The sequence below is a fragment of the Paeniglutamicibacter sp. NPDC091659 genome (genome assembly GCF_044756805.1).
In the GTDB taxonomy this organism is placed as follows: Bacteria; Actinomycetota; Actinomycetes; order Actinomycetales; family Micrococcaceae; genus Paeniglutamicibacter.
Map to the genome: position 1 here is coordinate 21202 of NZ_JBIVTO010000018.1, position 26896 is coordinate 48097.

Annotated in this window: 28 protein-coding genes; 12 read left to right on the forward strand and 16 right to left on the reverse strand. The window is 57.9% G+C overall.

Annotated features, from left to right (window positions below; translation table 11 throughout):
- Positions 1–105 precede the first annotated feature (105 nt).
- From ACIQLF_RS21035 to ACIQLF_RS21045, 3 genes are all read left to right on the forward strand, one after another.
- On the forward strand, positions 106–1473 hold the full coding sequence (locus tag ACIQLF_RS21035) for an ATP/GTP-binding protein (protein ID WP_400302957.1): 1368 nt from the start codon (positions 106–108) through the stop codon (positions 1471–1473).
- Between the two features lie 139 nt (positions 1474–1612).
- Positions 1613–3184, forward strand: coding sequence for a type IV secretory system conjugative DNA transfer family protein (locus tag ACIQLF_RS21040; protein WP_400302960.1), 1572 nt, complete (start codon positions 1613–1615; stop codon positions 3182–3184).
- A 2-nt stretch (positions 3185–3186) separates the two neighbouring features.
- Positions 3187–3735: a DUF4913 domain-containing protein gene (locus tag ACIQLF_RS21045; RefSeq protein WP_400302962.1), complete on the forward strand. Its 549-nt coding sequence runs from the start codon at positions 3187–3189 to the stop codon at positions 3733–3735.
- Positions 3736–4000: 265 nt separating this feature from the next.
- On the opposite strand, the gene ACIQLF_RS21050 is transcribed toward ACIQLF_RS21045, so the two are convergent.
- The 3 genes from ACIQLF_RS21050 to ACIQLF_RS21060 are packed head-to-tail and all read right to left on the reverse strand — an operon-like array spanning position 4001 to position 7026.
- On the reverse strand, positions 4001–4870 hold the full coding sequence (locus tag ACIQLF_RS21050) for a hypothetical protein (RefSeq protein WP_400302965.1): 870 nt from the start codon (positions 4868–4870) through the stop codon (positions 4001–4003).
- Positions 4871–4888: 18 nt separating this feature from the next.
- The gene (locus ACIQLF_RS21055; protein WP_400302968.1) at positions 4889–6565 is read right to left on the reverse strand and encodes a relaxase/mobilization nuclease domain-containing protein; all 1677 of its coding nucleotides are present in this window, start codon (positions 6563–6565) and stop codon (positions 4889–4891) included.
- Positions 6565–7026 (reverse strand): MobC family plasmid mobilization relaxosome protein, encoded by a 462-nt coding sequence (locus ACIQLF_RS21060; RefSeq protein ID WP_400302971.1) that lies wholly within the window; start codon positions 7024–7026, stop codon positions 6565–6567. The genes ACIQLF_RS21055 and ACIQLF_RS21060 overlap by 1 nt, the downstream gene beginning before the upstream one ends.
- Positions 7027–7313: 287 nt before the next feature.
- On the opposite strand from ACIQLF_RS21060, the gene ACIQLF_RS21065 reads away from it, so the two are divergent.
- Positions 7314–7724: a hypothetical protein gene (locus ACIQLF_RS21065; RefSeq protein WP_400302974.1), complete on the forward strand. Its 411-nt coding sequence runs from the start codon at positions 7314–7316 to the stop codon at positions 7722–7724.
- A 325-nt stretch (positions 7725–8049) separates the two neighbouring features.
- Here ACIQLF_RS21065 and ACIQLF_RS21070 read toward each other — a convergent pair whose 3' ends face one another.
- The 5 genes from ACIQLF_RS21070 to ACIQLF_RS21090 all read right to left on the reverse strand — a co-directional run bounded on the left by ACIQLF_RS21070 (position 8050) and on the right by ACIQLF_RS21090 (position 11838).
- Positions 8050–9060, reverse strand: a complete 1011-nt coding sequence (locus ACIQLF_RS21070) for a zeta toxin family protein (protein ID WP_400302976.1) — start codon at positions 9058–9060, stop codon at positions 8050–8052.
- Entirely contained in the window at positions 9060–9521 is a 462-nt protein-coding gene (locus ACIQLF_RS21075; protein WP_400302979.1) for a MarR family transcriptional regulator, read from the reverse strand. The genes ACIQLF_RS21070 and ACIQLF_RS21075 overlap by 1 nt, the downstream gene beginning before the upstream one ends.
- A 146-nt stretch (positions 9522–9667) precedes the next feature.
- The gene (locus ACIQLF_RS21080) at positions 9668–10993 is read right to left on the reverse strand and encodes a Y-family DNA polymerase (RefSeq protein ID WP_400302982.1); all 1326 of its coding nucleotides are present in this window, start codon (positions 10991–10993) and stop codon (positions 9668–9670) included.
- Positions 10975–11403, reverse strand: a complete 429-nt coding sequence (locus ACIQLF_RS21085; protein ID WP_400302985.1) for a LexA family protein — start codon at positions 11401–11403, stop codon at positions 10975–10977. The genes ACIQLF_RS21080 and ACIQLF_RS21085 overlap by 19 nt, the downstream gene beginning before the upstream one ends.
- Positions 11404–11469: 66 nt before the next feature.
- A complete protein-coding gene (locus tag ACIQLF_RS21090; protein WP_400302987.1) occupies positions 11470–11838 on the reverse strand; it encodes a hypothetical protein in 369 nt (122 codons plus the stop codon).
- A gap of 1231 nt (positions 11839–13069) precedes the next feature.
- Here ACIQLF_RS21090 and ACIQLF_RS21095 point away from each other — a divergent pair.
- The gene (locus ACIQLF_RS21095; protein WP_400302990.1) at positions 13070–14167 is read left to right on the forward strand and encodes a hypothetical protein; all 1098 of its coding nucleotides are present in this window, start codon (positions 13070–13072) and stop codon (positions 14165–14167) included.
- Between the two features lie 76 nt (positions 14168–14243).
- Here ACIQLF_RS21095 and ACIQLF_RS21100 read toward each other — a convergent pair whose 3' ends face one another.
- Positions 14244–14597: a recombinase family protein gene (locus ACIQLF_RS21100; RefSeq protein ID WP_400302993.1), complete on the reverse strand. Its 354-nt coding sequence runs from the start codon at positions 14595–14597 to the stop codon at positions 14244–14246.
- A gap of 114 nt (positions 14598–14711) precedes the next feature.
- Positions 14712–15296 carry a recombinase family protein gene (locus tag ACIQLF_RS21105; protein WP_400302996.1) on the reverse strand — a complete coding sequence of 195 codons (585 nt, stop codon included), beginning with the start codon at positions 15294–15296 and terminating at the stop codon, positions 14712–14714.
- Positions 15297–15569: 273 nt separating this feature from the next.
- On the opposite strand from ACIQLF_RS21105, the gene ACIQLF_RS21110 reads away from it, so the two are divergent.
- Positions 15570–16052, forward strand: a complete 483-nt coding sequence (locus tag ACIQLF_RS21110) for a hypothetical protein (RefSeq protein ID WP_400302998.1) — start codon at positions 15570–15572, stop codon at positions 16050–16052.
- Positions 16036–16341, forward strand: coding sequence for a transcriptional regulator (locus ACIQLF_RS21115; RefSeq protein WP_400303001.1), 306 nt, complete (start codon positions 16036–16038; stop codon positions 16339–16341). Before ACIQLF_RS21110 ends, ACIQLF_RS21115 begins: the two co-directional genes overlap by 17 nt.
- Before the next feature lie 83 nt (positions 16342–16424).
- On the opposite strand, the gene ACIQLF_RS21120 is transcribed toward ACIQLF_RS21115, so the two are convergent.
- On the reverse strand, positions 16425–17465 hold the full coding sequence (locus tag ACIQLF_RS21120) for a hypothetical protein (RefSeq protein ID WP_400303003.1): 1041 nt from the start codon (positions 17463–17465) through the stop codon (positions 16425–16427).
- A 174-nt stretch (positions 17466–17639) separates the two neighbouring features.
- Between ACIQLF_RS21120 and ACIQLF_RS21125 the strand changes: the two genes are divergently transcribed.
- From ACIQLF_RS21125 to ACIQLF_RS21145, 5 genes are all read left to right on the forward strand, one after another.
- Positions 17640–18185 (forward strand): GNAT family N-acetyltransferase, encoded by a 546-nt coding sequence (locus tag ACIQLF_RS21125; protein WP_400303005.1) that lies wholly within the window; start codon positions 17640–17642, stop codon positions 18183–18185.
- 331 nt (positions 18186–18516) lie between these two features.
- On the forward strand, positions 18517–19041 hold the full coding sequence (locus ACIQLF_RS21130; RefSeq protein ID WP_400303008.1) for a hypothetical protein: 525 nt from the start codon (positions 18517–18519) through the stop codon (positions 19039–19041).
- A 282-nt stretch (positions 19042–19323) separates the two neighbouring features.
- Positions 19324–20475: an ImmA/IrrE family metallo-endopeptidase gene (locus ACIQLF_RS21135; RefSeq protein ID WP_400303010.1), complete on the forward strand. Its 1152-nt coding sequence runs from the start codon at positions 19324–19326 to the stop codon at positions 20473–20475.
- Positions 20476–20967, forward strand: a complete 492-nt coding sequence (locus ACIQLF_RS21140) for a DUF4411 family protein (protein ID WP_400303013.1) — start codon at positions 20476–20478, stop codon at positions 20965–20967.
- Between the two features lie 304 nt (positions 20968–21271).
- Entirely contained in the window at positions 21272–21775 is a 504-nt protein-coding gene (locus tag ACIQLF_RS21145) for a hypothetical protein (protein WP_400303015.1), read from the forward strand.
- A 92-nt stretch (positions 21776–21867) separates the two neighbouring features.
- Here ACIQLF_RS21145 and ACIQLF_RS21150 read toward each other — a convergent pair whose 3' ends face one another.
- From ACIQLF_RS21150 to ACIQLF_RS21170, 5 genes are all read right to left on the reverse strand, one after another.
- Positions 21868–22101, reverse strand: a complete 234-nt coding sequence (locus ACIQLF_RS21150) for a hypothetical protein (protein WP_400303018.1) — start codon at positions 22099–22101, stop codon at positions 21868–21870.
- Positions 22102–22452: 351 nt separating this feature from the next.
- A complete protein-coding gene (locus tag ACIQLF_RS21155; RefSeq protein WP_400303020.1) occupies positions 22453–23349 on the reverse strand; it encodes a hypothetical protein in 897 nt (298 codons plus the stop codon).
- A gap of 135 nt (positions 23350–23484) precedes the next feature.
- On the reverse strand, positions 23485–23760 hold the full coding sequence (locus ACIQLF_RS21160; protein WP_400303023.1) for a hypothetical protein: 276 nt from the start codon (positions 23758–23760) through the stop codon (positions 23485–23487).
- 102 nt (positions 23761–23862) lie between these two features.
- Positions 23863–24654, reverse strand: coding sequence for an SH3 domain-containing protein (locus tag ACIQLF_RS21165; protein ID WP_400303025.1), 792 nt, complete (start codon positions 24652–24654; stop codon positions 23863–23865).
- Positions 24655–25503: 849 nt separating this feature from the next.
- The gene (locus ACIQLF_RS21170) at positions 25504–26811 is read right to left on the reverse strand and encodes a ParB/RepB/Spo0J family partition protein (RefSeq protein ID WP_400303027.1); all 1308 of its coding nucleotides are present in this window, start codon (positions 26809–26811) and stop codon (positions 25504–25506) included.
- Positions 26812–26896: the final 85 nt, after the last annotated feature.

Consider the following 26896-nt stretch of genomic DNA (forward strand, 5'->3'; position numbering starts at 1 on the left):
CCGATGCCGCCCTCTTTCCGTGCCCCGTCATCCCAAGTGTGTGGATTCTGGCCCTTTGCCGGCGGGTCTTCCCGCCCAAGTATCGGTGTCCCCGTCGGACAAGACATGGAAACGGGTGCAACAGTCAGCTGCGACCCCATGGCGTGGTTCTTCGGAGGGCTGATTTCCAACCCGTCGATGATGATCTACGGGGCACCCGGGCTGGGGAAATCATCACTGGCGGAACGCCTCATTTTGGGTTTGGCATACACCGGCATCGTGCCCTTGGTTCTGGGCGACCTCAAGCCGGACTACTCGCGGCTTATTGAAGCCCTCGGCGGGAAGGTCGTCCGCCTAGGCGAAGGGCAGCGACTCAACGTCTTGGACCAAGGTTCCTTGTTGGAAGCAGCAGATTTGATCGGCGGCGAAAAGGGCGATTCCCTGCGCTACATTGCCCAGCAGCGAGCAGCTAACCTCGTCGTGACGCTCCTTCAGCTCTTGCGCAAAGGCACGCTTGAGGACTGGGAATCAGCCCTTGTTTCACGGGCTGTGAACCATCTCTTCGATTCCCGCCGCGCAGCAGGAATTACGCTTCCCCCGGTGCTCGAAGAACTCTGCGAGCTGTTGGCTGATCCCACCGAAGAACTCATGACCTGCATCCTGGTTTCCAACCTCACCGAATACCAGGAAGCGGCCAAGAAGTTGCTTCTGTCGATGAACTCATTGATCGGTGACACCTTTGGAAAGATCTTCAACGGGCAAACCACCCAGCGCCTGCCCTTGGACGCCCCGGCGGTCAGCATTGACATCAGTGCCCTTCATCAACAAAGCGATGACTTGCTTGCGGCCGTCTTGCTGGCCACGTGGTCCGAAGGCTACGCATCCGTTGAGGCGGCCAACGCGCTGGCCGACGCGGGCAAGGGACCACAAAAGCACTACCTCATCGTCATGGACGAGATGTGGCGACCGCTCAGGATCGGTGGCGCGCAGCTCGTGGACAGGCTCGACGGGTTGACCCGCTTGAACCGCAACGAAGGCGTCGGGAACCTCTACATTGCCCACACGCCCAAGGACCAGAAGTCGATGGCAAGCCAGGCCGACGCGGTAAAGGCCCTGGGGTTCACAGAACGCAGCGGCATCGTGGCCACCGCCGGGCTTGCCAAAGAAGACCTGCGTGCGCTCTCGGACGTGAAACCGATGACGGAGAAGGAAATCGACCGGGTAGCCGGATGGAACACTCCCCCAGGGTGGGCACCAAAATTGGTGCGCGACACCAAAACCGGGGAACTGCGCCCGACACCTCCCCCCGGGGCCGGCAAGTTCCTGATCAAAGTGGGTGACCGGGCGGGCATCCAGGTTCAGGTGAAGCTCACTCAAACCGAGTTGGATTTGCACGATACCAATGCCCGCTGGGTCGGTGGCGAACGAGAGAACAAAAATTCGCGCACGGAGGCGGCTCACGCACTAGTCATGGAAGGAACGAACCGTGGTTAAGGACCATCGCATAAACGCACGAACCGACGGTGATATGTTGATCCTCGTAGGCGTCCTGGTCGGGGCAGCCATCTCCATCGGAGGCACTCTCTGGGTGGCTCTTCATTGCGCGTCCCTGATCAATGGAAGGCCGCGACCAGTGAATAATCCACTCACGCTGGCTTTGGGTCTGATGGCAGGCGACATCCAGTGGTCCACGGCCGCCACCGTTGTTGCTGTGGCACTTTGGGGCCTGCTACTCACTCTGGTTTTCTTGATTGCTGCGAAAGTCAGCAAGAAGAAGGCCACTCGCCAGCGCGGCGACAAGTCCGCACAATTCATGGGCCGGGGCAAGGACATTGCCGAACTCAGCGAATCGCGCATGAGAGCCAAAGCCAAAAGACTCGGCGCAGACGGAAAGACCCCCGGGGTTTTGCTGGGCAAGGTTTTGCCGGCCTCGCAACCGATCTTTGCTTCCTTCGAGGACATGCACCTGGATATTTGGGGACCACGCCGCGGCAAGACAACCAGTCGGGCGATCCCCGCCATTTTGGAGGCGCCTGGAGCCGTTGTGGCCACCTCGAACAAACGAGATCTCCTTGACCTGACCCGTCTGGCCAGGGAACAGGCGGGAACCGTGTGGATCTTTGACCCACAGGGCATTGCGAAACACCAACCCGACTGGTGGTGGAATCCTATTTCCTACGTCACCTCGTGGACGCAAGCCGAAAAACTGTCTCTGCAACTCGCAACCGCAGGACGTGATGCCGGGGCCAAGCGGGACGCATACTTTGATGGCTCCGCAGAACACCTGGTGGCGTTGTTCCTGTTCGCGGCCAGCCTGCACGGGGGGCACCTGATCGACCTTCACGAATGGATCACTGATCCCACCGATTCCAAACCCGCCGACATTCTCAAGGAACGTGGCCATGTCGGCCATGCGGCCTCACTGCGCAACCTCTCCACACTGCCGGACAAGCAGCGTGCCGGTGTCTATGACACGGCACGTGCCATGATGTCGTTCCTGCTGAACGACGAACTAATGCGCTGGGTCTCCCCTTCGCCCGGCGTGAAGGAGTTCCACCCAGATCACTTCGTGAACAACGGCGCCGGGACCCTGTACCTCCTGTCTCAGGAAGGACACGGATCCGGCGGACCCATTGTCGCGGCACTCACCAGCGCGGTCATGGAAGCAGCAGAAAACCTGGCCACCGAATCTCCGGGCGGCCGCCTGGCCATCCCCTTGATTTGCGTCCTCGATGAGGCCGCAAACATTTGCAAGATCCACCAGCTCGACTCCAAGTATTCCCACTACGGATCTCGGGGAATCATCATTCTGACAATTCTGCAAAACTGGGTTCAGGGTGAATTGGTGTGGGGCAAAGAAGGAATGCAAAAGCTCTGGGACGCGGCAAACGTGAAGGTCTACGGCGGAGGCTTTGAAGACGAGACGTTCATGCGCCGGATGAGCCTCTTCATTGGTGACTACGAACGCATCAGTTTTTCCGAAAGCAGCAACGGACGAGGCGGCCGATCCCGCAGCCGCAGCGTTGAAGTCAAACGCATCCTCACCGAATCGGAATTGCGTGAACTGCCACGGTTCCGAATGGTCATCTTCTACTCGGGTCTGCCTCCCATGTTGGTGCAAAGCGTTCCGTTCTTTGACACCAAACACGCCCAGATCGTTGAAGCGTCCCGCCTCAAGTATGATCCGGCGATAGCGGCGTCCTGAGCATGGATGCGGAATCAGAAAGAGCGTTGGATGCGCTCTTTGAAGATGTCATGGTGGAGATGGCTGAACAGCACCAGGACCAAAAGCAAAACCGGGCCAAGAAGGAACCGCTCTTTACCAGCGTGTACCAGTTCGTCTCCGAATACCTCGTACATGCCTACGCACGCAGGGTCACCCAAAACAACCGGTGGTGCGCCGAGTGGTTCAAGCACACCGAAGCGTTGGCCCGGTTACAAGCACTGTGGCTGGCCTATGAAGACCTACGCTACAAAGGACCTCTCGGCCAATCAGTCTGGTGGAACCAGCACCTGGACCCCTGCATGGCGGAACTGATGGATCCCGACAAAGGGCCTTTCAGCAAATGCGACCCCGAAAAGGACAGACACACCCCGGATCTTCCCTTGCCCACCAAACAAATAGCGGAGGGGCTGGAAGATCCAACCATGGACAGGCCCAATCCCTCAACGGATCTCGCACCCATCACCGATGTTCTCGAGGTGGTTCAAACGCCGTCCCCGTACCGGGACGGAGACAGCGAGTTTGCCGAGTAGGAATCCAGAAGAACCAGGGCAAAGGTAAGGGCCCCGCGACTTGGGAGGCGCGGGGCCCTTACGCAGCCTGCATGCCGGCAACGGAGATGAAATTGGCAAGCAGGAAAGGCGTGGAAACTCGCAGAAACCACGCCCACGAACCACCACACATGGGCTATGGGCAGAACGCTAAAGCGAATGAAAAACTAGCGCACTAAAAAATGGATCTCACCCGCTCTACACATAGAGAGTGCAGTGACCTAGTTTCATGATGGAGAAATTCAGACTACCTACTCAGCTCAGTGTTCTTTGTCCTGGGCGTCGAACGCTGAGACGACTTATTTTGCGGCTTAACCTTCTTGCCGCCGCTCCGACGCAAGGTATCAACCGGATGGTTCGGGTTCATGGTGTCCGCAATTGACTTCGCCTTGAGAGATTCCGGATCAACGCCGGCTGCCTTCATTCGGGCATCGCGATCGGCTCGGGCTTCAACGCTGTCGTACCCCAATTTCAATTTGTTGGCAGCATCCACCTCGACCGCGTTCATCTTCGATGTGGCAACGTCAGCGGATTCTTCGTGGGCGGTGGCCACCGAAATTTCTTCCCCAGCCGCCGCAAACCCAACGTCAGGTAATTCGATTCCCTCCGCCACATTCGTCAATTCCGCATCAGCAGTGGCGCGGTGTTCAACGGCCGCTTCTTCCTCAAGCTGAGCTTGCGCACGAAACGAATCAACATGATCAACCATGTCCTCGGCCGCGGCCAACCGCGTCATCGGGTCTTGTCCATCGTGAGCGATCTTCGTTGAAAACATGTGATCAAAATTCGTCGTGAGCTTATCGGCGATCGGGGCAAACCGCTCCGGGTCGGCCTCTTTCCATTCCTGGGCCATGCGCCAGGCATTGGCAATGTCGGTGCGCTCTGCCGTCTTCATCCAGTCCTCGGACTTGGAAGCCCGGGAGAGCACCACATGCGCGGCCTTTGATTCCTGCTCGAACCGTTGTTGCAGTTCGCGGGTCTGCTCCTGCAACTTCCGATCTGCATCCATCTTTCGCTCGCGTAGCTGTTGCAGGAGGACTTCGCCTCCACGCATGGCCGAAGACGAGAGCATGACAGAAATGCCGTGCGCCTCTTCAATCGGGTCTTCACTGGACATGAACGGTCCTCCTTCTGTTTAGCGCCCTCGGTCCGGCTGGTTCCGAACCGGGGGCTGGTAACGAGTCAGCTTCTTGGGTAACAGCTCACCGGTCTTGGAATCCCCTGCACCCTTTTCCTGAAGCACTAACGGTCCTGGCGCAAGACCGATTCCGGAAACGTGGCGGGCTCGTTGGGCTTCGCTCATCTTCCCCACATCAGGGGCCGGCTGTGCGAGCTGCCGGTACCCGGTCAGGTCAACGGCCTGCAACTTTTCAACCGCCATCTTGTACACACGCTCCGCCTCACGGTAGTCACGGTTAGCACGGTGATACTTGCTAATGGCGGACGCCGTTTGGATCATCTGACGCATCATGGCCTGACCGGCAACCGCGCCCTTTCCTCCGGTACGTTGCTGCAAGAACAGCATGGCCGTGCCAGTGCCGCGGTCGCGCCTCGGGGCAGCTTGACGCTCCCCCTGGTGCGGCCGGTACTGTGCCGTCTTTGAAAGAACATCCGCAGCTTCCTTCAAGTTTTTCCGGTTATCAGGGTCAAACTTCGCCCACGCATTCAACGACGCCGAAACATCCCCGGCGGCACGAGACCAGGCAACATTGTCATCGAAACTGGTCCGAGACAGCCGCTCATTCAGCGACAGCCCTTCCTTGATGTACTTCCGATCAACCTCGGCCTTGAGCTGGCGCATTTCGCGTCCCGAAGTCTCCACCGGGCGTTGGCCACGGAACGCCGCCTGCCATTCCCGCGACGCAGCTTGCGCCTGGTCCACCGTGGGTGCACCAAAACGTTCGCGCACGCTGGCCAGGGACAAATCCTTACCCAGTTTGCCACCACCGTAGAACGCAAAACGGCCCCCGTATTCCGAAGGCTGGAGCGAAGCGGAATAACCAACAACAACATCGGTACTCCCCCGCGCAAAGCGAGGCTTGATGACAACCCCGGCCTGACGGACACGACGAATCCACTCATCCTCGGTCACCGACGCCTCCGCAGCCGAACGCACACGGCCGGCAATTTCCTTCGCCGCCGTACGATCCAAACCCGCTTCCTTGGCCATGCGCTGCTCGGCCGGCTTCTCACCGCGCTCAGCCATCCCACGGACGTTGACCTGCGTCAGGCCGTACTTCTGTTCAATCTCTCTCGAAACCCTTTGCGCGGTAATTTGGTCCTGAAAAACCGATGCCTTTGTACCGTCTTCGCGCACCAGCACAGCAGCGATATGGACATGGTCATTTCCATTGGCAGACTCTCCGTGATGGATAGCAACCCAGCGAATTGGAGCCTTACCGCTCGCCTCCGTGAAACCCATCCCGTCCATAAAGTCCTGGGTAATCTCGGCCCAACGCTCATTACTGAGTTTGCCATCTTCGGCAGGCAAACTCAGCGAACAGTGCCACACATGAGCATCACGAAAGCCGCCAGAAACGAACTCGTTCTTGTCCTTATCAAACTCCCGAATCCGCTCCTGAACAGAAACATCAAACTCTTTGCGAGGCTCGTCAAGATACGCAGCAATCTCATCAGCCGCCGTTGCATCAAGTTCCTCGGAACCATAAAAAGCCTGAAGAAAAGCATCCCCGCCGACCACATGCGGGCTCTCATGAACGTTGCCCGTTCGCCCCTCACGCACAGAATTCTTATCCACCAAATAGCGGACAACACCAGTGATCTTCTTGCCCCGCGTGATATTCGGAATCATCAGAGCGGCCCGTTAATCTTGTCCAACATTTCATCAATACGTTCAGTCACCCGGCGCATGGCCGCCAACGTCGCCTGCGTATCAGACTGCAACTCCCCCGTCGCATTGGTCGCACGCGCTATCTGGTTAACATTCACAGACACCCGGCCCAACAGACGAGAAATTCGCATCAACTCAGCCGAAAGATGCTTCGCATTGTGCAGGTTCTCAGACCCACCCATCAACGTGGACTGGACCATAAGCTTCGGAATACTCAGGTCACCCATTTTCTCGGAAAGATGCAACAACATCTCCTCCTGCGCAGCACTCACACGAACCTTGTGTATGAACGGTCGCGGCTGACCAGGAACACGGGTCTGCCGCACCAAAAGACGACGCTTCGGTGTCACCTGATCAGAACTCTGATCCACCAATCCCTCTTCCCTTAAGCCCAGCGCAGCGACCCCAAAATGGGGAGTCAACACACCAAGTGTTGCACACCGAAGCGCGACAAAGCGAAGGAAAAGCGTATATGGGCACCATATACACTAGCTTGCTCCGCCGGTGCTCCGATTCCCGCTGCCGAGAGCCCGCGACCGGCAGCCATCAACGCGAGTCCGCGAGCGAGGCAAAGCGCCGCGCATTACAGGGAGCCTGCGACAGAAAATGCGCGTCCACCGTGTCATGTCGCAACGCAACTGGGTGAAACTTGGCGACGCACCACTGGAACGCAAAAAGATCGTGTATCGCGCACGCTAGAATTCACTTCATGAGCTCCGAAATCAACACGTCAGAAGTCGAATCAATCGCACGCCAGTTGCTCGAAGATCGCATCCAAGTCATTCGGGATCTCGCAAAGGCACGCGACAACTCAACCCGCCTGAGGAACGAACTCGCCGACGCCGAACGCGAAGACACACGTCTCTACGCCAACGCGCAGCGCGTCGGCTGGACGATTGAAGAACTCAAAAAAGTTGGTATCACTGAACCCGGAAAGCGGGCCAAGACCACGCGCCGCAAATCCACGGCGGCCAACCCGGCCACCGATACCGAACAGCAGGAAGACGCCAAACCAGTCGTACTTCCGCCGCGGCCCGTGGCCGACCAGGACGAAAAACTTCCACCACTGCCGGACTTTAAGTCCACGTCCACCGCACGCAGCCCATACGCAACCAACTAACAAACTTTCTCGACCGTGTTGTCGCCGGCCCTCCCAAGCCGGCGACAACACAGCAAACGCAAAGAACACGTGGGAACCTCAGAAAGCCCCGCGCCCACATGGGCACGGCAAAAGAAATTTCCTTCGGTCTTTTCCCGCACACATGATGGACGCCGGGACCCAAGCCGACCACCCGCACACAATGCCCAGGTCACCACACTTGGTTCACTCGCCTGTTGCTACCAGGCAATGTGCACGGCCTCTGAAATCACGGGCACAAAAAGAATCCCCAACACAAAGTGTTGGGGATTCTTGGGTATACAACTAACAGCAATTGTTGATAGGACTAGCGTCCGAAACCCGAATCTCTTGACGGACCGGAAGCATCACGGAATCTACCAAGAGCAGGCTTCGATGGAATCATCATGCCCGCCACCCGGCTCGCCTGGTGAACTTGGGCATCCACAAGCGGTGCCCCAGGCTCCGCCCTTTTCATGTGCACTTCCAAGACAGGCTTAGCATCTTCCGATGCACGGTAGAAACGTCGGAAACTCACCACTGAATCGCACTGGTTAGCCAAGGCAATAGCCGATTCCTGAGACTTAGAACGCCCGTTCTTTCCATCAAAAACATCGCGCGCATACTCACTCGGAACCCACCGACCACCCAAACTATTCGGATCCAGCTTCGACTCCTTGTGCGCTTCCTGCCAACGTTTCTCGATCTGGGCAGCCGACAATTCAAACGGAACCTCGACGTGCAGCACATCTACGGTGTACCCGGCAGCCGCCAACTGCGCACCCAGCTCAACGGCCTTCTCAGGCTTCGAAAGCACAGAATCAATGACGACGTTCAGACCATCTTCAATCGCCATCTCACGCAAGGCCTCAGCTAGATACGACGATTCCGCATGAACCAAAGACGCGAGCTCCAAGGGATTGAACCGGTCGCCCTGGGCTTCAAGATCCTTCACCGCCTGCGGCTTAATGAAACCCTCGTAGCTGCCATCTTCAAGAGCCCTCGACAGCAAAAGAACCTTGAACTCATCGGCATCAATCTTCAACCAATGCGCCGCATGGTGGCTCGCATCCGTTTTCAAAGCCGTCGTCTTACCAGCACCCGGCGGCCCCGCCAACACCAGCGCACGACGCTCCGAACGCACCTCGGGAAAACGCGAACGATACTCCTCCAACAATTCATCGTGCATGCGACCGCGCACCGCGCGCGGCTGTTGGCCGCCGAAGAACCACTGCGGATTGTTCATCGTCGCGTTCGGACTCGACGGCGAAAGTGGCCCACCATCACGTGCCAAAATACGAATGCTTTCTCTGTGCTCGCTAATATCCACCGGCGACACTAGTCGGCAAGCCTTGCTTCGACCCGTCCCAGGATCTCTTCATAAAGTTCCCAGTCGATCAGGTTTGCCCGACGCGCCCGGGCAATATCGTTCGTCGTTCCCGGACCATTAACCAACAGCGAGTCGTAACCATCAGTTTCATCCAAGGGCGCGTAGTCCCAGCGGCCAAGCTCATCGAGCACCTCCGCACGGGTAAGCTCCCCTGCCGCGAACCGCTGCGCAATTTCAAACGGGGTTGCACCCGAAAAACCAGCAACCGGATCCGCAACCTTGGCAGCAGACTTCAACACTTTAGAAACCGCCGGCTGAGAGATACCCAGACGTTTCGCAATCTCAACCTGCGTCGCGTGTTTCGACGCTCGGTGAATCGCACGCAAAAAATCCTGGTGGTCAATCACCTCACGGTTTCTCAACCGAACGGCAACGGCCAAATCATCCTGCAACACTGCTGAAACACTCATCTCAAAACCTCCTATAACTAAGGTTATATCGTTTCTCGCCCAAATTGAAGACTTCCTGTCGAGGGGCTAAATCACACTTTCACTGAGCGCACATTCGTTAGTCAGCACCATTCGACTTGAAAAGTAGCGAACTCACATGCAAGTGCTCAACATGCTTTAACAACCAGCAGCTCATGCCAGTGCGTGGTGTAACGCGGGGACATCATCTCCCGCTTCATCTCCCACTGCGGGCCGGCCTTCAGGCCCGCCAGACCCAGGCCCACCGCGCCGGCCCCATGGCGTTGCTTGATCTTCTGGATCAACGGGCCAATTTCCTTGGCCTCGTGCTGGTTGACGAACGGATCGAACGTGGGCTGCGCCCCCACGGGGCGAAGATCGGTCACCACAACCCCGGCCCGGGCGTATTTCACCCCGTCCAGGATCTGCGGCAGCAACTCCTTGGCCGCCCGGGTGAGCAGCAGAGGATCCGAGGTCGACCCCGGCAGCGCGACCGTTACCGCAGGGCTGTGGGACTGGTTGGCGTTGAAATGGCTCGTCATCGCCCAAGCCGTCAATACGCGAGCCTGCCGGTTGTGCTTGTGCAGCCGGGCCGAGGCCTGCTGGGCATAGACGCCCATGACCTGCTCCATCTCGTGGGTGTTGGTGATCGGGTTGGAGAACGAGCGGCTGAAAATGAGCTGGTCCTTGATTTCATGCTCTTCCTCCAGCGGGATGCAGGGGATCCCCCGCAGTTCCAGCACCGTGCGCATCAGCACGACCGAGAACCGGTTGCGGATCATCACCGCATCGGCGTCCCGCAGGTCCTTCATGGTCCAGATACCCAGGGCGTTCAGTCTCTTGGTCAGGCGTACCCCCACGCCCCACAGCTCGACCACGGGCAGGCGCCCGAGCAACGACTCCCGGTCTTCAACGGGTACTGCATCCCAGATACAGACGCCGTTGAGGTGAGCGAACTTTTTCGAGGCACGGTTCGCGAGCTTCGCGATCGTCTTCGTCACCCCGATGCCCACACAGACCGGCAGCCCCAGGTGCTGCATGATGGCGTCCTTGATTTCGTGGGCAACCCGCCGAAGGTCCTCCAACGATCCCCGCAAACCGATGAAGGCTTCGTCGATGCTGTACACGTCGACCCAGGAACTGAAGCGCTCCAGCAGAGACATCATTTTCGCGCTCATACTTCCGTAGAGCTCGTAGTTGCTGGATCGGGCCACGACGTGAGCCAAATCGGGCCTCGCCTTCAGCTTGAACCACGGCTCCCCCAACGTGATGCCCAGGGCCTTGGCCTCCGGGGACAAGGCCACCGCACAACCGTCGTTATTGGAAAGCACGAGCGTGGCGGTACCCCTCAAGGTGGGGTCGAAGGATCGTTCGCAACTCACATAGAAGCAGTTCGCATCGACCAGCCCGATGTACTCCTGGCTAGGCGAACCTGCATCAGATGCAATTCCGCGCACTAAAGGTGGTGAATGCATTTTTCGGCCACTCCCCAAATCGTCAGGGATGCCAACTCCCCCACAGCCAGATCCGGGTAGTCCGGGTTTTCGGCCTGCAGGACCACACCACGCGGAGTGAGGCGCAGTCGCTTGACCGTCATCTCCCCATCCAGGATGGCCACCACCACGGATCCATCAACAGGATTCCGCGCCCTATTCACGATCAGCTCATCCCCATCGGAGATCCCCGCGCCCTGCATGGAATGCCCAGACACCCGCACAATGAACGTGCTGGTGGAGTCATGGATCAGGTGCTCACTGAGGTTGATGGACCCCAAAAAATAGTCCTGGGCCGGCGACGGGTACCCGGCCGCCACTGAGGTCTCAGAAACCGGCAAAACGGCTTGAAAGCCGCCACCATCTATAGAACGTATATCCTGAACTATCACTGCTCTGCCCAACTTAATAGAAACTATTTTCTATACAAGGATACGGCCGATACCCACGGTTTGGGCTTAAAGGGGTGCGAAGTACTGCACATTCAGAATCTCGTTTTTCCCTACTGCAATGGCACCCGGTGTCCTGAATCCATAGTTTGGCGAAGCGATGTAATACATGCCCCGCACAAACGGCTCATGAAAAATACCCATGACCAGCCCAGGCTCGCGATGGCTTGCTTCTCCTACCTGGACGATATGCACCTCCCCATCATGCTGGAACTTAATCGCGCTGATGCGCTCAGTCGAAACCCTCAAACCGGTTTGCGCTTCAACCTTCTGGACTAGTTCGGAATAGGTCCTCTCTCCCTCGTCAGGTTTGTCCTGGTAGTAGGCCACGAAGAATGATCCGCCATTTTCGCTCCAACATACACGTCCGTTTTCCACGGTTACTCCTTTGCATAGTCTCGGAAACTTTCCGATACACCATGGTGCGCACACAAAAGATCCTTAAGTGGGATCTCGGCACGGAAAAGATTTGTCGGGTAAGCGCCCGAAATTTTTTAGGTAGCCACCCAGTTTTGCCACCTCACAAGTCATCTGAACTAATAGAGCCCGATGTTTTGGACAGTGCTTTTATGGTGCGGCGGGGCACAGATGCCCTGGTGTCCGTGTGAGGAACATGAGGCGTTCTCTTAAGCCGATCCCCCACCGCGACACCCGAGCACCAAAAAACCGACAGCTAAAAATGTCGTTTTCAGAAGCCGCCTGCACCAGTTCATGCGGAAGGATGGCCCGCGTGCAGGGGACTGCTGACATTAATTGGTCAGAAGTCCTCTGCACCAAACACATTTTTTCAGAAGTCCTCTGCACTAACCTCAATCATGGTCAAGAGTTGCCAGCACGGATGGTGCCGACCGTGACAACCGCGGATTGCCGAACGGCGCCTACTGGGGGCTTGTGAAAAAGTGAAATAACCGACGGTAGCGTGGTTCTCCGCCAGGAACGGGCCGTGGTCTGGCCAGTAGCCTGCTCCGTTCACAGCCAGCAGAAGGATCTTCGAGGGCGCTAGTTACACTCTGTTGCACTCTTGAACCCCACCCCATGAGAACTTAACCGATTCAGATATTCCGTTCCCATCGTGATTCCATAAGGCCTGAGATCTAAAATTGCGCCCATTGCCGTTTCAGCCCTAGTCGGAATGATTTTCCTCTCTGGGTGCTCTAGCACGAAAGAACCGGCCGTTTCATCAGCCTGTAACAATGCCCTGACAAAACAGGCAGCGGCCGTAGTGGACGCGTCGCTTACAGTTGAACAGGCCAATAACGCTGAACGTCCAGCCCTAAGCGCGTGCAAGGACGCCGCAGAATGGATGAACGGGGTGAAGAGCAACCCCTCGTCAGTCGGTTTTACCACTGTCACCCAGGACACCGCTGAATCAAATATCATCACTGCCTGCATAATGCTGGATAGCGCATATTCAACGCCCGTTTGCGCCGATGCAAAACAGCGCGGCTTGCTCGACTAACCAGCAGCAAAGACCCCAGTCCACTGAAGAATACTAAATTCCCAAGTAGACTCACCTTTTCGCTACATCCAGGGATAGGATTGCGGGACAACGACACCATTTCTCGGAACAGAGGGAGGTGTCGTTTTCCATGATCTGTTGGGGGACTACATGCAATCACTCGTCAAAACTCTGCTCATTTCTTTGCTCGCAGCTTTCCTGAGCGTAGGTCTGCTCGTCGGGCCTGCCTCGGCCGCAGGCAAGGACACGACTTCGGCCACAGTCACGCTGTCAACAGCAACGGTTAATCCGAGCGGGTCCGTCACCGTTGGGGGCCAGCTGAAAAAGGGTTCCCGCGCATACAAGGGCGTCAAAGTGACCGTCCAGAAACGCATCTCCGGGACGTCTAAGTGGCACAATGTCCGCACCGCCAAAACAAACTCTGCAGGCCGCGTCTCCGTCAAGGTAACCGGTCTACAGAAAAATTACGACTTCCGTCTCACCTTCGCCGGATCTCGGACAGCCAAAGCCTCCAGCAGTAGCCGCAAAACAGTCAAAGTGAAGCAACAGGTTACAGTCGCAAAAGTCTCAGCCACCACGGTAAACGCCGGGGACAACATCACGCTTTCCGGAACAACCAGCAAGGCCCTTGTTGGGCAGGAAGCCACCCTCCAGGCAAAAAGCGGTAAATCCTGGAAGAACCTAGGCACCGCAAAGGTCAACTCAAAGCGTGCTTTTTCCGTCAAGGGGAAGGCAATTGGTCTGGATACAACCGCGTACCGCGTATGGATCAAAGGCACTGCTGGCGTGACAGGTACGGCCTCTGCGGCTAGGAATGTCACCGTATACGCCTGGTACTCACTGGATTACACCCCAGCCGAAGGTTACGTGGGGCTTACTCACCAGGACTACTGGAGGGTCGCCGGAAAAACCTATCCACGTGTAATCGGTAGTGCGGACAGCGGATACACCTGGCGCCAAATCATGTTGGGCAAGAAGTGCAGGACGTTCAAGTCCAAGATCGGCGCCATGGACATGTCGAACGGTGGTTACCAACGATTTTGGATTAGTGCAAGAAGCTACAAGGAATATGGCGCAGGGCCCTTAGGCACACTGACAGGCATTTCTGCTGACGTCACAGGCGAACCAGTTTTTCTCATCGGAACTATCGGTGTACCCTCCTACAACACGTGGAGCAGGGACTACCCTGTCTACGTCGGCGCGCAGGTTTCCTGTACAGAGGAACCGGGTTACACCTGGGGTAGCTAGATCATAAGGCTTCGGTCGCGTTTCCCTTCCGCTGCATTCAATTCCCGCTCGAGAGCCACCGATTCCAGGACTGCCTTCACGGTTGATGCATACCATTTTCCGCCCGTTGCCGTTGCAACCCCCTCGGCGTGAGTTGTTCCGCGATCGACCTCAGGGGCAGCCCATCGCCTTTAAGCTGGTGAATGCGGCGCATGGTTTCAAGGGGCAGGGTCGCGGTCCTGCCCATGTGCTTGCCCGTAGTCCGTTTGATCTCCTGCATGCCGGCGCGGGTGCGCTGGCCAATGAACTTCCGTTCGATCTCCGCGAAGTTCAACGCCATGTCGTACATACCGGCACCCATGATGGTTGCCGTGTCGACCCCCAGGTCGAGACAGATGATGCGCCACCCTTGGCGCTGCGAGTCGGCCAGCATCCGGGTGCCGTCCTCCATGTTGCGCGAAAGCCTGTCCAGCTTCGAAACGGGGCCAGGAAGATCGCCCCGGAAATTCACGCTAGCGACGTACCGAGGAGCCGGTTCCGGCGCGGACGGCAAATTTCTGTGGGTCTACTCGGTGGTTTCGCCGGCGCGTTTGATGGCGCGATAGACGGTGGAACGGGCCACGCCGAAGAGCTCGGCGATTTCAACGGTCGTGTGTTTCCCTGCCAGGTGAACGGCGACGAGATGAGCTTCCTGCGCTTTGGAGAGCTTGGGCTGCTTCCCGCGCAGCTTACCCTTGGCCTTGGCGACAGCCATGCCTTCCCGCGTTCGTGCCCGGATCAGGTCTGCCTCGAACTCGGCAACCATGGCCAGGACATTGAAAAGAAGCTTGCCGACCGGGTCCGTGGGGTCGTGGACGGAGCCGCCGATGCTGAGCTTGACCTCGCGGCGGGTGAGTTCATCGACGATGTCCTTTGCATCGCGCAATGAGCGTGCCAGTCGGTCGAGTTTTGTCACGACCAGGGTGTCCCCGCCTCGGCAGGCCGCCAGTGCTTGCCCAAGTCCGGGCCGCGCCCGATTGGCGCCGGTGAGTCCTTGGTCGGTGAACGTCATCTCCGGTGACACGCCCATCGCCAGTAGGGCGTTTTTCTGGGCGGTGAGGTCTTGGTCATTGGTGGATACGCGCGCGTATCCAATGAGGAGTCCGGTCATGGTTTTGAGTGTATCGTTTAGCCCCCCTTCACCGGGCATTAAGTCGGGCGGGGCATACGGGAATATGACAGCTGCGGAACCATACGGTTTCGAAAATTTCCGAAGTCGTCTGCACATGCACCGCTGGCCGACCGTCTTGCGGGACACTTTCCCAACATCAAAATGGCACACACCCTTTTCGGGTCGATCAATCAGGTTTCCCTCCGGAAGCACGAACCATCGTTTGCCGCTCGTTCCTTGACTTTCCGATACGGAAAAGGCAAACTTTCCACAATGGAAAGTGAGAATGTCGTGACTGAAGAAAAACCACGGTCTGAAGATTTTGACCCCCGGTCAGTGCTCGCAGAGGTCGACGGAGTTTCCAACGCCATGGTGAACTCCACGGAGGCGCCTCGCGGGTTCACGCTCGTACTGGTGGCACTCATTGCGACCGTCATGGCGCTGATCACCGTGGTTCCCTGGCCAGCGATCCTCGGCCTGTGCGCCTTGGGCATTCCCCTGGGCATTTGGTACTACCTCGTGATGCGGAAGCGGCCCAAGGCACGCCCCATACGGAGCCACTCGGGGCCGTACTTCCTGTCTTTCCTTTTGTTTATGCTGGTCATGCAATTCAGCCGTTTTTGGGAACCGGGCACATGGTGGGAAGTCGCGGCCAAGTGGGTCGTCCTGCTTGGGGTCGGCTGGTTCTGCATGTCCCGCATGCACACCGCCACCGTGAACAATCGAGTGAAGGACGCCAATGAGCGCCCCATCTAACCCGGCGAAGTTCGACGAGCTGATCCATGCCCCGGTTCGCCTGCGGATCTGTGCCAGCCTGGCCCCGCTGCAATGGGCGGAGTTTGCCCAGTTGCGCGATTTGCTTGGAGTCGCGGATTCGGTGCTGAGCAAACATCTCAAGCAGTTGACCGATGCCGGGTACGTCTACGTTGAACGGTTCTCCAAGGCAGGCCGAAGCCACGTCAGAGTTGCGCTGACCGTGGATGGACGGAAGGCGTATGTCGGCCATGTCGCAGCCTTGCGTGCCATGACCGAGACGGCGGACTAGCCAAGCCCCACAGAATTTGTTGCGTATGCCGTTGCTGTTTGGAACGCCACAGTTACGAAGGCTCGACTCCACCAATTAGGCAGCTATCGCTGAATGCTCCTGTCTTGGGTGCTCTCGTACCGCGTGGCAGACACATCCCGCATGAGGGCACCGAACATCTCGGTCATATGGACAGCGACACCCGCATATTCGGCAATCAGGTCGGCGCTCCCACCCAGGGCCACGCGCACCGGATCCAGCGCTGGCGCAGCTGAGTCGCCGGCGGCGGCACGCAACAGTGCCAGGCGCTGCGGGCCGGAGGTATAGCCGAGTTCGAACAGCACCCAGTGGAACAGGTGCATAAGGGCAGTATCAAGGTCGAAGCCTTCATGCGCGGCCATGGAGGCTCTTTCCTCCGGGGTGAGGTCGAACTCGCGGTAGAGCGCCAGGCCGAAGTCCGTGAGGAGTAGCCTGCCCTCCCGTACGAGGATGTTTCCCGGATGCACATCGAAGTGCTGGAATCCTTGCGTCTTCATCCATGCCGTGGCCTCGGTGATCTGGTCGATCACCTCGGCGAAGACGTCCTCTCCGGTGCCGTCGGTCAGGCTCCTGCGCACCCAAGCGCCCAGCGTCTCGGGCACGTATTCAAGAAAAAGCACCACACTCTTGGACGCGTCCTTCATCGCGGTGAGTTTCCGCTTGACCTGGGGCCAATGCGTCCCCCACTGGCGCTGGGAAACATCGCCGTCAAATTCGCTGAGGTCGGTATCGCACTTCAGATCAACGACCCGCCACCCGAGCAAAAGCGGGAAGAAATCCGCGGCTCCAGCCTGAACCCACTCGGTGGTCGCCTGATGCGCCGCCAATTCTCGCCCGACTCCGTGGGTGGGGCTTCCTATCCCGTAGTGGCTGACGAAGGGAAGTTGGATTCGACTGGCAGTGGCGGTTGGATCAGCCTCTTCAATGTTTGTCAGCGGGAGCTGTTTCACGAAAACGGTCGTTCCGCCGATGCGGGCCGTCTTGGTTGTTCCCCCGATGCCCACGCCAACGGGCTCGGCAGCATTGATGAGCGTCCGCACGTCTTCATCATCGAGCCCTGCGAGCACATCGGAGATTCTTCGGGCTTCATCTGTACGTGCCGTCATCACTCCACCCTATGGGCTGGCCCTTGCCGAGCAGGGCACATCAGCACTCTTTCCACGAGTCCCGCAAAGCGTTCCGCTTACGGATGCAGAGCAGCCTCACGCAATACAAGAGGTCGCAGGGTTATTGAAGTGATACGGCAATAAACACAAAAGACCACTAGTCTCTTGATGGTGATGAATTCGTTGGTCCTTCCACACCGCGCTGCCCGGCTGGTCCTTCGACCGCATGCCGAAGCCGACGCCTCCTGGTTGCTGCAGGTCTACTCCCGCCCCGAGGTTGCACGGTACCTCCTGGACGACCCGTGGACGGCGGAGATCGCCCGCAAGAAGACAAGCGAGCGCATCGCCAAGACCGATCTCGACGGCGACGCCGGAGCACTCGCCCTCGTCATCGAGCACGACCAAACCCCCGTCGGCGATGTGATTCTATGGTTCACCGACCGGGAACGACGGTCCGCAGAAATCGGGTGGGTGCTTGACCCGGACCACGGCGGCAAGGGCCTTGCCACGGAAGCGGTTAGAGCCGTCCTCGATCTGGCGTTCGATCACTACCGTGTTCATCGAGTCGCCGCACAGATGGACGGGCGCAACATGGCCTCGGCCAAACTTGCACGCAGGGCAGGGATGCGGCACGAGGCGCATCTTCGCCAAGACTGGTGGAGCAAGAATGAATGGACCGACACCGTAATCTTTGGGGTGCTCGCAGGCGACCGTACCTAACCGCACCGACGGCGAACGCGTGCCCATCTGCGCGGGCATGGATCCCCTTATGCGGCTCGCAGCTACCGCACCGAAGGGCCTGCTCGCGGACCGCCCGGTCAAGGTTAGTTATGGAACGAAATTTGGCGGCGTGTCGCCCTGATTCGAATTCCGGGTCGGGGGTGTTCCACTTCCAAGGAACTGGAACGCTCTCACGAAACGCACAGGATGCCATGAGTAACGGCGATAAGGGCGACATATTTGCAGTGCAACTTGTAGCCGCCGGCCGACCAAGGTTAGCGACCAGCTTGAGCTAACCGCTGTTGTAAAGTCATAGCCAAGGGGGATAAAAATGACGACTGGTTATTTCAAAGCACTTCAAGAGGCTGTGGTCGCCTCATCAGTGTCCAAAAATTGGGGCACGGCCGTGCTTGAATGGACGGTCGTTGACCTAGAGGAAGACCCCGCTGGTCAAGGCATGTGTGTTTGCCACCATCCCAATCTGGTTGAGATGTTCACTATTGAGAACGTGTACAACGGGAATCAGCTGTATCCGATCGGCAACGTTTGCGTGCGCAAATTCGGGCGTCAAGATCTAACCAGCGAAGCAAACCTGTTCAGCCAAATCCACAACCTCCGCAGTGCGATCAATGCGGGGGAGGACACGTTTCCCAAGCATTTTTCACGTGCACTACTCAAGTACCTCAACGACGAAGGCGTATTCACGCCGGACCAGTGGGATCACGATGGTGGGTACGAGTTCCTAGTGAAGATGTTCAACAAGCGGAACAAAGATGAAATCAATTCACGGCGTTGGTGGAAGATTCACAAACTACTGGAGAAAAAAATTTTCCCGTTCATCCTCGGCGACGGCTGAGGTATTCTCGGTCTAATTCGGGTCTTCTGGAGATACGCCCGACTCGTCCCTCAATTGATGGGCCAGGCTTCCATCAATCACTGAACATTGTCCGTTGGGAGTTGGCATTCAAAGCCCTCGTTCAGTGCAAGGGCCTTTGGACTTTGGACTGTGCGGTAATCGTTCAAGGAACATGACATCTAGAGCGTATCTAGGCAGGTCAGTACTTAAAATAGCTGCCAGCTCTGGGTGGCACCGTATACTGACGAGACACGACGGGACAGACATGAACAGGGGGAATCAGTGGTAGAGCGCGTTGAAGTTGCTCCCATGTTATTCGCCTGGGCGCGTCAAAGGGCCGGCAAATCGGTGGAAGATCTATTGAAGAAGTTCCCCCAGCTCCCGACCTGGGAATCCGGAGAGGCACTGCCGACGATGAGGCAGCTAGAAAAATACGCCGAGGCAACTTATACGCCCGTAGGCTACTTTTTTCTCCCTGAACCGCTTCAAGAAGATCTTCCCGTCCCTGATTTTCGGACGATAGGCAACGTGGCCGTCCAGGCCCCCAGTGCTGACCTGCTCGAAACCATCTACATATGCGAGCGACGACAGGACTGGTACCTGGACTACGCGGCACGGCGCGATCTTGATCCCCTGGAGTTCGTCGGTTCTGTGACTACACGCACCCCGATAGCTGACGCAGCTGCCCAGATGGGAGAAGTCCTGGGGCTGAATTGGAGTGTACGGAACCGATACGAAAAGTGGGAAGACGCTCTCTTTGGTCTAGCCGCACTTGCCGAGGACGCCGGAATCCTGGTTATGATCAGCGGCATAGTCGGATCCAACACACACCGCATCCTGGATCCCAATGAATTCCGCGGCTTTGCATTGGCTGATGCTACGGCTCCTTTGGTCTTTGTGAATGGCACTGACACCAAGGCCGCGCAGATATTCACGTTGGCTCATGAGTTGGCACATGTGTGGTTGGGGCAGTCTGCCGTCTCACTTCCAGATCTGCACGTGATGGAATCGAACGCCATCGAGAAATGGTGCAACTCTGTGGCAGCCGAACTGCTAGTTCCTTTAGCCCATCTACGCACCGAATATCGGGCGGGCACTGATCTGACCAGGGAGTTGGATCGTCTCGCCCGGGTATACAAAGTCAGTACCCTCGTGGTGCTTCGTAGAATTTTCGACCTTACGCAGTGGAGCTGGGACAGCTATAGCGAACAGTTTGAGTTCGAACTGGACCGCGTAATGGGTAAAGCACGCCGAGTTAGTTCCGGTGGCGACTACTACAATACGCAACAGTATCGCCTTGGGAAACGTTTCATCCGTGCCCTAGTAGCGGACACGATGGAGGGCGGCACCCTACACAGGCACGCCTTTGAGCTTTCCGGATCCCACAATCCTGCGGTGTTCCACAAACTGGGAGAAAAGGTTGGGGCCTTTTAAGTGACTTACCTCTTGGATGCCAATGTGTTCGTTACAGCAAAGAACGCGCACTACGGCTTAGACTTCGTTCCGGGTTTTTGGGAGTGGATAGCTGCCAATCACAGCTCAGGGAAGCTCCGCAGTATCGACAAAGTGGGCCATGAGCTCCTACGCGGCCACGACGAGCTGGCTGAGTGGGCCAAAGCACGGCCATCGGGGTTCTTCGCAACCTGCTCGCCGGCAAAAATCACCCCTGGCCTGATAGACCTAGCCAAATGGGCTAGCAGCCCCGCGAAAAGCTTCAAGCCCAGCGCAATCTCCGAATTTCTCCAGTCTGCCGACTACTACTTGGTCGCTCATGCCAAAGCGGAAGGCTACGTGGTGGTCACCCACGAAACATCAGAACCAAATTCGAAGAAACGCGTGAAAATACCAGATGCCTGTCACCACCTAGGCGTCCAATACATCAACCCTTTCAATATGCTCAGGACTGAACAGGCACGCTTCCGCTAGGATCCGTTCGTTAGCGGACTATTAGGATCGTTAGTCGCACGATGTACCTTCTTCTGCCTCATCCTTTCACGGTGCACGAAACTGAGGGTATGCCACTGCATTCGGCTCCGAAAGATTCCAGCGCTGCGATTCTCACCAGTTGTTTAGACGCAACCAAAAATCTATCTGGGAAGCTTTGGAAGCAAACCAGTTTCGGTGGGGAGTTTCGATGCGCCCCCTCTGGGCGTGTCGCACAACCGCCTGCCACAGCAGTAGGGCGCACCCAAAACGATCATTTGTGGGGGCAGCTCGGTAAGTTATTGGGATGGACATCAACGAACTAAGCGCGCGAATTCAAAAGAAGTATCGAGAACCCCTTGCGGCCTTCCGGGGCAAGGTCTTCGGCCCCGAGGGACATAGCGGACCCCACAACGAGAAAGACCCTGATCGGCGACTTCCCCACCTCGGCCCCGTACGCTCTCTCTGGGACAAGCATGTGGACCTCACCCTGGGTGGGGACGTCTCAGACTTGGGCTGGCTCATGGAAGATCCATCGGTGGCTGGCACCTGCGTAACGATATCCATCGCTGGTCATCACCGGGTCATGGGCGGCAGGACCTCGCTGCCCTCGGGCGAGTGCGATGCCTGGGTGCAGGCGATATTTGATCCCGAATGGATGGACGATGCGTACCGGGCCGGAACACTCAGTGGTGTTGATGGGCGCCTGAGCACGGTGTACTACCGATTGTTCCTGGACGAGGCCGGCAAGACCATGGACAAGCCGGCGAATTTCAATTCTCCAGAGCTGCGGAAAATGAGCGAACTCTGACACTCCACTTGCACAGGAACGTTCGTTCCTTCATGGGGAATCAGCCTCAGACTCGGTGCAGGAAGCTGCCGTCGTCATCGATGGGCGATGATTCACACGCTGCCGTGGTTCATTCCCCCGTCCGGAAATTCTTGCTTGTAGATATTCCACGGATCGGGCCGTTTGGATATCGCCAGGTCCTGGGACTCGTGCCATTTCACGTCGTCTTCCACTAGTGCCCAGATGGAATCCTCCCTGCGGATCCGGACGGCTTGGGAGCGGTCCAGCCATTCAACGACGCGCTGGCCATGTGTGAACTTGGTGATCAGCTGAGGCGGGTATTCCACCAAGACCATGTGGCCTTGCCACCCGATGACATTCGCGTGGACCCTACCCTCCGGAGTATCGAATTCGACGTAGGGCCGCCGGCCAAAAGGGTATCGCTGGGTTTTCTCGGGATCAGGAACAAAGCTCACTGTGCAGAAATCCTCTACCGTTCAACTGTTGTACCGGGCGGCAAGAGTAGAAGGCTCCGGCTTCAGCCTCAAGGATAGTGCCCGCTTCTTCCGGTGGGGTCGTTCGCACATCGCTCAGGTCTCGCGGTCCTCTTCCTGCTCCGTTCCTGAAATGCTCCTTAGCGGTGCGCCCCGATCGTCAAGAGGTTTGGGGCGCACCTTCACGTTTCTCCTCGGAGGTAGTTATCGAGCTAGCTTTTTGTTGCCGTCCCATCGAAATTTCGTGGCATTCTTGCTGGTATCCAGGTCAGTGTTTCTGAAATTGCCGGACGCTTGGAGTTGCGCCCAGTGCCCGAGGAAATTCCTGACAAGAATGAATCCGCCCCAAATTACCAAGGCAACAAGAACTACGCCGGCCGTTGTGACCGCAGCGGTCGGAAGGTTCAAAACACCGGGGACGCTGAGTCCGTTGCTGATTGCGTGGCCGAGTGCCAGCCCCCAAGCACTAGGCCATACCCGCCACAGCAGAATCGCCAAGAACGCCCATAGAACCAGACCAGGAACAGCAAGCCAACCGTAGTAGAGATGGAAGCTGACACGGGCAATCATGGCGATAGCCAGGACAGCGCGCCACGGCACACGCGCCGCCAGCAGAAGCAACGGAATCGCCACGACAAGCACAAGTTCTTCGGTGGGACCTGCCTCGAATACCGAGGAGAAAGCTAGCGGTACCTGCCAGACCAACGACGCCGTTTCAGGGGTCGGGTACCCAGAAGGCCCTCCGCCTGTCAGTAGTGAAGGTAGAAATTGGGCAACTTTTCCCACCACTTGGATCAGCACATAAAGCACCGCTACGGTGAGCGTAGATTTCCACGCGGCACGTGTCGTGGGGAATGCGAGTCCTGCATCCTTGAACGAAACTTTTGCCAGGTATTTGACGCAAAGGTAAACGCAGAACACCAGCAGAGCCGCATTGGCTGCTCCAGAAATCGCATCGTATACGGTTTTGATCCACGAAGGGTTGTATTCAATATCCGGGATAAACCCGAGCAACCGCATCACGGCATTCCATGTTCCAGCAGCCCATCCAGCAGCCCAAAGAACTGCGGCCGCAAGAGCAAGTTTTGAGCGATTACTCATTTCTTTCCTATCCGACTGCGGGCAAGGTGCCCAACAGTGCATCACTTGAGGTGAGATGCCCACGATCTAACCGATCAGAGTAGGGCATTTTTCGTCGCTCTTGGCGTCGAGAACATTTGAGGTAAAGATGACGTACTAGCTGGTGATTAAGCTCAGGGGTTTCACGAGTGCCAGGGCAATTGCTGCTGTGACCAAGAGAACCACCAACGCATAGGTAGAGGTAATCCAGGCGTCATCGTGACGCGCGGCGCATTGGGTTCCTCGACGTCGAGGGTGCTTGCATCGTCCTTTCTTTTTCGTTGGGTGGTTGCATACGGTCCGTGAACGTCCCCCGTAGGTCAGAACGGTGAAAATTTGGATGATGGCGTATCCAATGGCAAGCAGGGCTGCGATGTGGTCGAGTGTGTTCATGAGTGGAGTGTTCCTTTCAGGAACGGTCTGTGGAGTGTGAAGCATTGAGGGCAGATCTGTTGCCTTCAGCTATTCCTATGCGCACTACTCTCCCCACGGGTGTCAGCGGCCGTCCGCGATGACGGCGGCGGCGGTCTTGAGCTGTGTTTGGGTCGGCGTTGCTCGGGTGTAGGAACCGTAGGTCTTTGCCGCGGTTCCGCTCATGAGTTGTGCCATGGCGTCGGCCTGGAGCTCTATGGTGGTGGCATTCTTGGCTAGCGTGGCGAAGGAACGTGAGGCCAGGGTATTGGCGCGGGTGTAGCTGCCTGCGGCTTGGTCTTGGAGGTGATGGGCGCATTCGTGCATGGCCACGAACCTGATCGAGGCTGTGGGGAATTTGAGCAGGCCTGCCCCGACCGTGATGCGGTTTTCTCCGAAGTAGTACCAGGAGACAAGTCCGTTGCCGACGGTGACTTTGGTGTTGGGGCAGTATGGGGCGATGGTGCGTGCCACGAAGCTTTGCAGCTCGGCCCGTGTACGGGGCGGGGAACTCTTGGGAGCTGCTGTTTTTTGGGCGGGGCTGGCGGCCTTGGTGGTGCTGGTGCGCAAGTATGTCGAGGAGACCCACCCGGTTTTGCCGTGGGTCTTGATCTGGATCCACTTGCCGTTGGTTCTGCCTGTTTTGGCGACGGTGGTTCCCTTGTTCAGGATTCCCCAGGATCGGTATTTCGTTCCGGGCCCCAGACGCAGGTTCAGGTTGGTGGTGGTCTTGGTGATTTGTTTGCTCACCGATGCTGGCACGGCGGCGGCAACATGGGTGCTCTGGAGCGGCGGTGGGGACGGGGTGCTGACGGCGGGGCCGGTGGCACCGAAGGCCAGTGCCAGGGCGAGGATGAGGGTTGGAATCTTTTTCATGGTGTGTTTCCTTGCAACGTGATGTTTGGGGATCTTTGGTGGGGTCGCGAAGGCCAACTGTGCGCTTTGCCCCCCACAGCGTTTTTTGGTTGCTGGCGAAATGAAATGAGCGGCCCGAGCACCAAGGAGCATCAACCCGTAGGGCAAGGGCCCGGACTTCTTTGTGAGGAAATAAGCGAAGCGCCGATCAAAGAAGTGCGGGCGCTTGGCCCCGAAGCGCAGCGAGGGGCTTGTGCCCTTGGCTTCGGGCCATACACTCCGAAGGACAGCAACCAAAAAAAGGGGACGGCCGAAGGCCGGCTACCTGATTCGCCGAAGGCTAATCAGGTCAACAGCCGCACCGCGCCAGCGGGGCGTCCTCTTCCTGGGTGCGAGCGAGCGAGTGCCCAGGGCGCCTGAAACCGCACCATCCCGCATTGAGTAAATGATTCACTACTCATATGAGTAATTGAGTAATGCGGGTTCAAGCCAACCCCGCAGGCCTTCCCCACTATCAGAACAGAGGCCGTGCACATTGCCCGGCAGCAACAGGCGAGCCAACCAAGTGTGGTGACCTGGGCATTGTGTGCGGGTGGTCGATTGGGTCCCGGCGTCCATCAGGTGTGCGGGAAAAGACCGAAGGAAATTTCTTTTGCCGTGCCCATGTGGGCGCGGGGCTTGCGGACCCGACCCCGCCCCATTCGACCCAATGGGTTGAACCTATCCAAAGGCTCCAATGTATCCATGGGGTTCATCAGACCAAACCCGCCACCGCGCAGCGTCAAGCGGCCGGGGGAGCGTGCGGCGGAGGCCGCCCGCACCACCAAGAAACGGGAGGGGCACCGATAGCGGTGCCCCTCCCCTACCGGGCTATTCCGCGGTTGGCTCGTTGGTGATCAGCTTTTCAACTGCACTGGGGGTGTATCCCCATGCGATCAGCTGTGCGAAGTATTCGCGGGTATCGGCGGTGGGGTTCCTCCATGCCGTGCGGTCTAAGTGCTTTTCGTAGGCGGCGAAGCACAGGGCCAGAATGGCGAACTCACTGCGAGCCGCGACCTTGGCGGTGTGCTCCGTGACCGGGTGGAATCCCCCGATCTTGATCCCCGCGAATGTCGCGGCCATTTCTTGGATGGAGCGGCTTAGCTCGTAGCTGTGTGCACTCATGGTCTTGGCCACGAAGTGCAGGTAACCCTTGGGGGCCGTCTTGCGGGCCAGCAGGTTGGTAATCCATGCGTGCCGTACGGTGATTGCCGAGTCCATGTCCTTGTTGCGGCTGATCAGTTCCTTGCGTTCGGCCTTCTGTTCCTCGGTCATGGGGCCCGAACGGGAACCACTGCCGCTGTTGCCCCAGCGGTCCGCGAAGCCTGCGGCCTTCCATTCCTGGACAACGGGTGTGGTTTCGATCTTTCCGTTGTACAGGACGCGAACGTGATATGCGGTCGCGTCCTCTTCGGTGGCGGGTTCGCCGTCGGGGCGGTTCAACGAGGTGACGGCTTTGGCGGTGCCGTCGAATCTCATTTCCTCTGCCGTGGCCAGCGCCTTACCGGCTTCTACCAGTTCCGCTTTTGCCGCTTCCACTGCGGCGTCTTCGGCCAGTTGGTCGAGGTGGCGCTGTGCGAGGTGGGCGAATTCCGCTGGTTCTTCCAACGCGGTTTCGGTCAGATGGGAAATGATCTTCTCGTGTCCGTCGAACTCCGCGATCTTCGCCGCCTGCTCAATGGTCAGCCCTTGTCCGAGCGATGCGGCGGCGGCGGTGTTGGCCTTGGCTTTGAGGGCTTGGGCAACGGTTTCCTTCTGCGCTCCGGTGCGCTTGGCAATCTTGGTTGGGGTCATGCCCAGCAGGGACAACTGGTGGAACGCTTCGGCGCGGTCGGCGTGCGTGAGTTCCTGGCGCTGGTCGTTTTCAACGACTTGGGTTGCCAGTCGGTCGGCTTCCTCGGGAGTGGCCACGACATAGACGGGGATGGTTTGGCATTCGGCTTCGATGGCAGAGAGGGTGCGGCGCTGGCCCATCAGTACGTGGAGCGTGCCGTTCTTTTCGTGGACGGTGACGGGCTGGAGTACTCCGTGCTCCTTGATCGAGGCAATGAAGTCGGTGCCGAGTTCGGCCACGGTGCGCACGTTGGTGTCCACAGTCAGTGACCGGGGGTCGACCTGTTCAATCCTTTGGGTGTTCATGGTGGTTCTCGTTTCATGGGTGAGGGGGATCGCGGCACCAGCCCCGCGCTTTGTCTCTCCCCCGCGTTTTTTTGGTTGCTGGCGA

Bases quoted from the DNA above. Each gene is read 5' to 3' on its own strand.
- ACIQLF_RS21035 (WP_400302957.1), top strand. From the start codon at position 106: ATGGAAACGGGTGCAACAGTCAGCTGCGACCCCATGGCGTGGTTCTTC.
- ACIQLF_RS21045 (WP_400302962.1), top strand. From the start codon at position 3,187: ATGGATGCGGAATCAGAAAGAGCGTTGGATGCGCTCTTTGAAGATGTC.
- ACIQLF_RS21050 (WP_400302965.1), bottom strand. From the start codon at position 4,870: ATGTCCAGTGAAGACCCGATTGAAGAGGCGCACGGCATTTCTGTCATG.
- ACIQLF_RS21055 (WP_400302968.1), bottom strand. From the start codon at position 6,565: ATGATTCCGAATATCACGCGGGGCAAGAAGATCACTGGTGTTGTCCGC.
- ACIQLF_RS21065 (WP_400302974.1), top strand. From the start codon at position 7,314: ATGAGCTCCGAAATCAACACGTCAGAAGTCGAATCAATCGCACGCCAG.
- ACIQLF_RS21075 (WP_400302979.1), bottom strand. From the start codon at position 9,521: ATGAGTGTTTCAGCAGTGTTGCAGGATGATTTGGCCGTTGCCGTTCGG.
- ACIQLF_RS21080 (WP_400302982.1), bottom strand. From the start codon at position 10,993: ATGCATTCACCACCTTTAGTGCGCGGAATTGCATCTGATGCAGGTTCG.
- ACIQLF_RS21095 (WP_400302990.1), top strand. From the start codon at position 13,070: ATGCAATCACTCGTCAAAACTCTGCTCATTTCTTTGCTCGCAGCTTTC.
- ACIQLF_RS21100 (WP_400302993.1), bottom strand. From the start codon at position 14,597: ATGGAGGACGGCACCCGGATGCTGGCCGACTCGCAGCGCCAAGGGTGG.
- ACIQLF_RS21105 (WP_400302996.1), bottom strand. From the start codon at position 15,296: ATGACCGGACTCCTCATTGGATACGCGCGCGTATCCACCAATGACCAA.
- ACIQLF_RS21110 (WP_400302998.1), top strand. From the start codon at position 15,570: ATGGAAAGTGAGAATGTCGTGACTGAAGAAAAACCACGGTCTGAAGAT.
- ACIQLF_RS21115 (WP_400303001.1), top strand. From the start codon at position 16,036: ATGAGCGCCCCATCTAACCCGGCGAAGTTCGACGAGCTGATCCATGCC.
- ACIQLF_RS21120 (WP_400303003.1), bottom strand. From the start codon at position 17,465: ATGACGGCACGTACAGATGAAGCCCGAAGAATCTCCGATGTGCTCGCA.
- ACIQLF_RS21125 (WP_400303005.1), top strand. From the start codon at position 17,640: ATGAATTCGTTGGTCCTTCCACACCGCGCTGCCCGGCTGGTCCTTCGA.
- ACIQLF_RS21130 (WP_400303008.1), top strand. From the start codon at position 18,517: ATGACGACTGGTTATTTCAAAGCACTTCAAGAGGCTGTGGTCGCCTCA.
- ACIQLF_RS21145 (WP_400303015.1), top strand. From the start codon at position 21,272: ATGGACATCAACGAACTAAGCGCGCGAATTCAAAAGAAGTATCGAGAA.
- ACIQLF_RS21155 (WP_400303020.1), bottom strand. From the start codon at position 23,349: ATGAGTAATCGCTCAAAACTTGCTCTTGCGGCCGCAGTTCTTTGGGCT.
- ACIQLF_RS21160 (WP_400303023.1), bottom strand. From the start codon at position 23,760: ATGAACACACTCGACCACATCGCAGCCCTGCTTGCCATTGGATACGCC.
- ACIQLF_RS21165 (WP_400303025.1), bottom strand. From the start codon at position 24,654: ATGAAAAAGATTCCAACCCTCATCCTCGCCCTGGCACTGGCCTTCGGT.
- ACIQLF_RS21170 (WP_400303027.1), bottom strand. From the start codon at position 26,811: ATGAACACCCAAAGGATTGAACAGGTCGACCCCCGGTCACTGACTGTG.